This is a genomic window from Streptomyces sp. NPDC059398 (assembly GCF_042751845.1).
Taxonomy (GTDB): Bacteria; Actinomycetota; Actinomycetes; order Streptomycetales; family Streptomycetaceae; genus Streptomyces.
In genome coordinates this window covers 2,249-6,804 of sequence record NZ_JBHYWP010000175.1, presented here as the reverse complement: position 1 = coordinate 6,804, position 4,556 = coordinate 2,249, and the positions used below count along the sequence as shown (strand labels likewise).

Here is a 4,556-nt window from a genome sequence, read left to right as displayed (position 1 = left end):
CCCCCGCGCCACCGCCCCGCCCCCTCGTCTCCGCCGGCGCCCGGCACCTCCATCCGGGTGCCGGGCGCTGTCGTACGCGATCGTGGGTAAGGGTGTCAGGGACCGCATCCCCCGACCCGCGCAGGGAGCCCCCGATGCCCTTCGCCCGCCTCACGGCAGCGACCACCCCCACGGCCCATATCGGACTCGGCCTGGCAGCCGTGGGAAGGCCGGGCTACATCAACCTCGGCCGCGGCCAGGACCTGCCGGCCGACCGCACCCCGGAAGCCCTGCTCGCCCGTACGCATGAACTCCTGGACGCCGCCTACGCGCAGGGCGTGCGCTACTTCGACGTCGCACGCTCCTACGGCCGCGCCGAGTCGTTCCTCGCCGACTGGCTGCGCGCCAGGCCCGCCGTCCAGGACGTCGTGATCGGCAGCAAGTGGGGCTACACGTACACCGCGGACTGGCGCACCGATGCCGAGACCCATGAGGTCAAGGACCACAGCACCGCCACCTTCGACCGGCAGCGCACCGAGACCGGGATGCTCCTGGGGGACCGGCTCGACCTCTACCAGATCCACTCCCTGACCGCCGACAGCCCGGCCCTCACCGACACCGGACTGCACGCCCGGCTCGCGGAGCTGGCCGCGGACGGCGTGACCGTCGGGTTCTCCACCAGCGGCCCCGGCCAGGCGGACACCGTCCGGGCCGCGCTGGAGGTCACCGTCGACGGCGAACGGCTCTTCCGTACGGTGCAGAGCACCTACAACCTGCTGGACCCCTCGGCGGGCGAAGCACTGGCCGAGGCACACGAGGCAGGGGTCTCCGTGATCGTCAAGGAGGCGGTGGCCAACGGCCGGCTCGCCGGCGCCGCCGCTCCGGCGGTGCTGCGCGACATCGCCGAGGAGACCGGGACCACCCCTGACGCCGTCGCGCTGGCCGCGGTCCTGCGCCGTCCCTGGGTGACCGTGGTGCTCTCCGGGGCGGCGACCGCCGTACAGCTCTCGGCCAATCTGCACGCCGCGGTGGCCGACCTCGGGGACGAGCAGCTGGAGCGTCTTGCCGCACTGCGGGAGGAGCCCGCCGCGTACTGGCAGCAGCGGGCGAAGCTCCCCTGGCACTGACCTTCTGGCCCTGAACCCCGGGTGCAGGCTCAGGACGGGTCGAAGAGCGCGCTCACCGACTCGCCGTTGTGGATCCGCCGCATCGCCTCGGCCAGCGCCGGGGCGATGGAGAGGACGGTGAGCTTCTCGGTGCGCTCCCCGGGCGGTATCGGCACGGAGTTGGTGCAGACGATCTCCAGCACGTCGGGCTGGGCCGCGAGCCGCTTCAGCGCTCCCGCGGCGAAGAGCCCGTGCGTACAGGCCACCCGGATCGACCGGGCCCCCAACTCGCGCAGCCGGTCCAGGAGTTCCAGTACGGTACTGCCCTTGGCGATCTCGTCGTCCAGGACGATGATGTCGCGACCCGCGACCTCGCCGATGACGGAGCTGATGGCCACCCGGTCGTCGGCGAAGCGCTGTTTGGCACCGGCCGCCACCTGTACGCCCAGCATCCGGGCGAAGGCCGCGGCCTCCTTGGCGTTGCCGAGGTCCGGCGAGACGACCGTGGTGTGCGAGAGGTCGTGGCCGCGGAAGTGCTCGGCCAGTTCGCGCAGCGCGTGCAGATGGTCGACCGGGACGGAGAAGAACCCGTGCACCTGGGGAGAGTGCAGGGTCAGCGCCAGCACCCGGCCCGCCCCGGAGTTCACCAGCAGATCGGCCACCAGCCGCCCCCCGATGGAGATCCGCGGCGCGTCCTTCTTGTCGGACCTGGCGTAGGAGTAGTGCGGCATCACCACGGTGATCCGGCCGGCCGAGGCGCCGCGGGCCGCGTCGCACATCAGCAGCAGCTCGACGAGGTGCTCCTGCACCGGGGCGACCAGGGGCTGGATCAGGAAGACGTCGCGTTCGCGGCAGTTGGCCTGGAGCTGTACCTCCAGGCAGTCGTTGGCGAACCGGTTGACCCGCACCGGGCTCAGGGGCACTCCCAGATGCGCGGTGACCTCCTCGGCCAGTTCGGGGTGGGCGCTCCCGCTGAACACAGCGATGTCTCGCACGAACCGCTCCTTGATCGGTCGAAGGCCGGTCAGTCCGGTCGGCCCGGTCGGTCTGGTCGGTCCGGTCGGTCCGGTCCAAGTACGGCCGACGTTCCCGTCGAAGTCCCGTCGAAGCTCCGTCGGGCCCCCGCCCGGGTTCCGTCGAACCGGCATATCGCGCTCATGCTACTGGGTGCTACGTCACTGCCCCGTGTGAGACATTGCTGTCTCATTGTGGTTATGGTTGTCTCATGACTGTCGACCGGGACCAGGTGCTGCGCACCGCCGCCACCCTGCTCACCCGCAAGGCGACCGCCACCATGGACGAGGTCGCCAGGGCTGCCGGAATCGGCAGGGCCACCCTCCACCGGCATTTCGCGGGCCGCGACGCGCTGGTCAGGGCCCTGGAGGAGTACGGGATCGCGGAGTTCGAAGCGGCGATCGACGCGGCCAGGACCGACGAGGGACCGGCCGTGGAGGCGCTGCGGCGCCTCATCGCCGAGGTCGAGCCGGCCGCCGGGCTGCTCGCCTTCCTCGTCACGGAGAACGAACTCTTCGAGGGCGAGGGGGTGAACGAGGGCTGGGACCGGCTCGACGCCCGGGTCTCGGCTCTCTTCCGGCGCGGCCAGGAGGCCGGGGAGTTCCGGATCGACCTGACCCCCGCATGGCTGACCGAGGCGCTGTACGGACTCATCGGCACCTGCGCCTGGGCGATACAGGACGGCCGGGTCGCAGCCAAGGATTTCTCTTACATGATCGCCGAGTTGCTGCTCGGCGGAGCACAACGGAGCGTGGAGCAATGACCGGTACCACCCGGCGGACGGACGAATCCGGGGCCGCTCGCAGCCCCCGCCGCTGGCTCGCCCTCGCCGTTCTCGTCCTCGCCGTGCTGCTGGTCGCCGTCGACGCGACGGTCCTCGGCCTGGCGACCCCCTTCCTGAGCGAGGACCTCAAGCCTTCGGGCACCCAGCTGCTGTGGATCGGCGACATCTACTCGTTCGTCATCGCGGGACTGCTGGTCTCGATGGGGAGCCTCGGCGACCGCATCGGCCGCAAGAAGCTGCTGCTCAGCGGCGCGGTCGCCTTCGGCGGGGTCTCCGTCCTGAACGCCTATGCGAACAGCCCCGAGATGATGATCGCCGCCAGGGCGCTGCTCGGTATCGCGGGCGCCACCCTCATGCCGTCCACCCTCGCGCTGATCCGCAACATCTTCCACGACCCGAAGGAGCGCAGCCTGGCCGTCGGGATCTGGGGCGCGGCCGCGTCGGCCGGTACGGCGGTCGGGCCGGTGGTCGGCGGGTTCCTGCTGGAGAACTTCTGGTGGGGCTCGGTCTTCCTCATCAACCTGCCGGTGATGCTGCTGCTCGTCCTGGTCGGCGTCCGGGTGCTGCCGGAGTCGCGCGACCCCCACCCGGGCCCGTGGGACCTGCCCAGCGTGGGCCTCTCGCTGGTCGGAGTGATGGGGGTGGTGTACGCGGTGAAGGAGGCGGCGGCCAACGGCTTCCACTGGGACAACCTGGCGGCCGCGGTCGTCGGTGTGCTGGCCCTGTTCTGGTTCGCCCGCCGCCAGCTGACCCTGGAATCGCCGCTCCTCGACATGCGGCTCTTCCACCACCGCGGTTTCTCCGGGGCGGTCCTCGCCGATCTGCTGACCATCCTCGGCCTCTCCGGCCTGGTCTTCTTCCTCTCGCAGTTCCTCCAGCTGGTGCAGGGCCGCTCCCCGCTGGCCGCCGGACTGATCGAACTCCCGGCCGCCGTGGGGGCGGTCGCCACCGGGCTGCTGGCCGGGTGGGCGGCGCGCAGGGCATCGGTGCGCAGCGCGGTGGCCGGCGGTCTGGCGGCGGTCGCTGTGGCCCTCGCGGGCTGTGTGTGGGTCAGCGCGTCCACCGGGGTGGTGGGCCTGGGACTTGCCCTGTTCTTCGGCGGCCTCGGGGCCGGACTGGCCTTCACCGTCACCTCCGACGTACTGCTCTCCAGCGTTCCCAAGGACCAGGCGGGCGCGGCGTCCGCGGTCTCCGAGACCGCGTACGAACTGGGCACGGCCCTGGGGATCGCCCTGCTCGGTTCGGTGGTCACCGGGATCTACCGGGGCTTCTCCATCCCGCACGGGGTCTCGCCCGAGGCGGCCGCCGCGGCCCATGAGTCGCTCGGCGGCGCCGTCGAGGCGGCGAAGACCCTCCCGCACGACCAGGGCGCCGTGCTGCTCTCCTCCGCGCAGGAGGCCTTCACCCACGGCTTCCAGGCGGCGGCCGCGGTCGGCTCCGTCGTCCTGTTCGCCACCGCGGTCACCTCGTGGTTCCTGCTCAGGGGGCAGAAGCTCGACATGTGACAGGGCACAGGGCACGGCATGCGGTACGCCCGCGGCACGGCGGATGCGACACTCGGTGCGCCCGGCCCCGGGCCGCACATGGCGGAGGGGGGCCCCCCCGCCAAGCCGGGGGGGCCCCCCCCCAGCGACGCGGGGCGGGGCGGGGGGGCCGGCCGCCGCGCAGATCGA

At 72.1% G+C, this 4,556-nt stretch carries 4 protein-coding genes; 3 read left to right on the top strand and 1 reads right to left on the bottom strand.

Going from position 1 to position 4,556, the window contains the following annotated elements; translation table 11 throughout:
• Positions 1-134 precede the first annotated feature (134 nt).
• Positions 135-1,106, top strand: a complete 972-nt coding sequence (locus ACFXBC_RS34465) for an aldo/keto reductase (RefSeq protein ID WP_385033849.1) — start codon at positions 135-137, stop codon at positions 1,104-1,106.
• A 29-nt stretch (positions 1,107-1,135) separates the two neighbouring features.
• On the opposite strand, the gene ACFXBC_RS34460 is transcribed toward ACFXBC_RS34465, so the two are convergent.
• On the bottom strand, positions 1,136-2,080 hold the full coding sequence (locus ACFXBC_RS34460) for a ribose-phosphate diphosphokinase (protein WP_385033846.1): 945 nt from the start codon (positions 2,078-2,080) through the stop codon (positions 1,136-1,138).
• A 230-nt stretch (positions 2,081-2,310) separates the two neighbouring features.
• On the opposite strand from ACFXBC_RS34460, the gene ACFXBC_RS34455 reads away from it, so the two are divergent.
• Positions 2,311-2,862, top strand: a complete 552-nt coding sequence (locus ACFXBC_RS34455; RefSeq protein ID WP_385033843.1) for a TetR/AcrR family transcriptional regulator — start codon at positions 2,311-2,313, stop codon at positions 2,860-2,862.
• On the top strand, positions 2,859-4,388 hold the full coding sequence (locus ACFXBC_RS34450) for an MFS transporter (RefSeq protein ID WP_385033840.1): 1,530 nt from the start codon (positions 2,859-2,861) through the stop codon (positions 4,386-4,388). The genes ACFXBC_RS34455 and ACFXBC_RS34450 overlap by 4 nt, the downstream gene beginning before the upstream one ends.
• The last annotated feature ends 168 nt before the right edge of the window (positions 4,389-4,556 follow it).

Bases quoted from the DNA above. Each gene is read 5' to 3' on its own strand.
- ACFXBC_RS34465 (WP_385033849.1), top strand. From the start codon at position 135: ATGCCCTTCGCCCGCCTCACGGCAGCGACCACCCCCACGGCCCATATC.
- ACFXBC_RS34455 (WP_385033843.1), top strand. From the start codon at position 2,311: ATGACTGTCGACCGGGACCAGGTGCTGCGCACCGCCGCCACCCTGCTC.
- ACFXBC_RS34450 (WP_385033840.1), top strand. From the start codon at position 2,859: ATGACCGGTACCACCCGGCGGACGGACGAATCCGGGGCCGCTCGCAGC.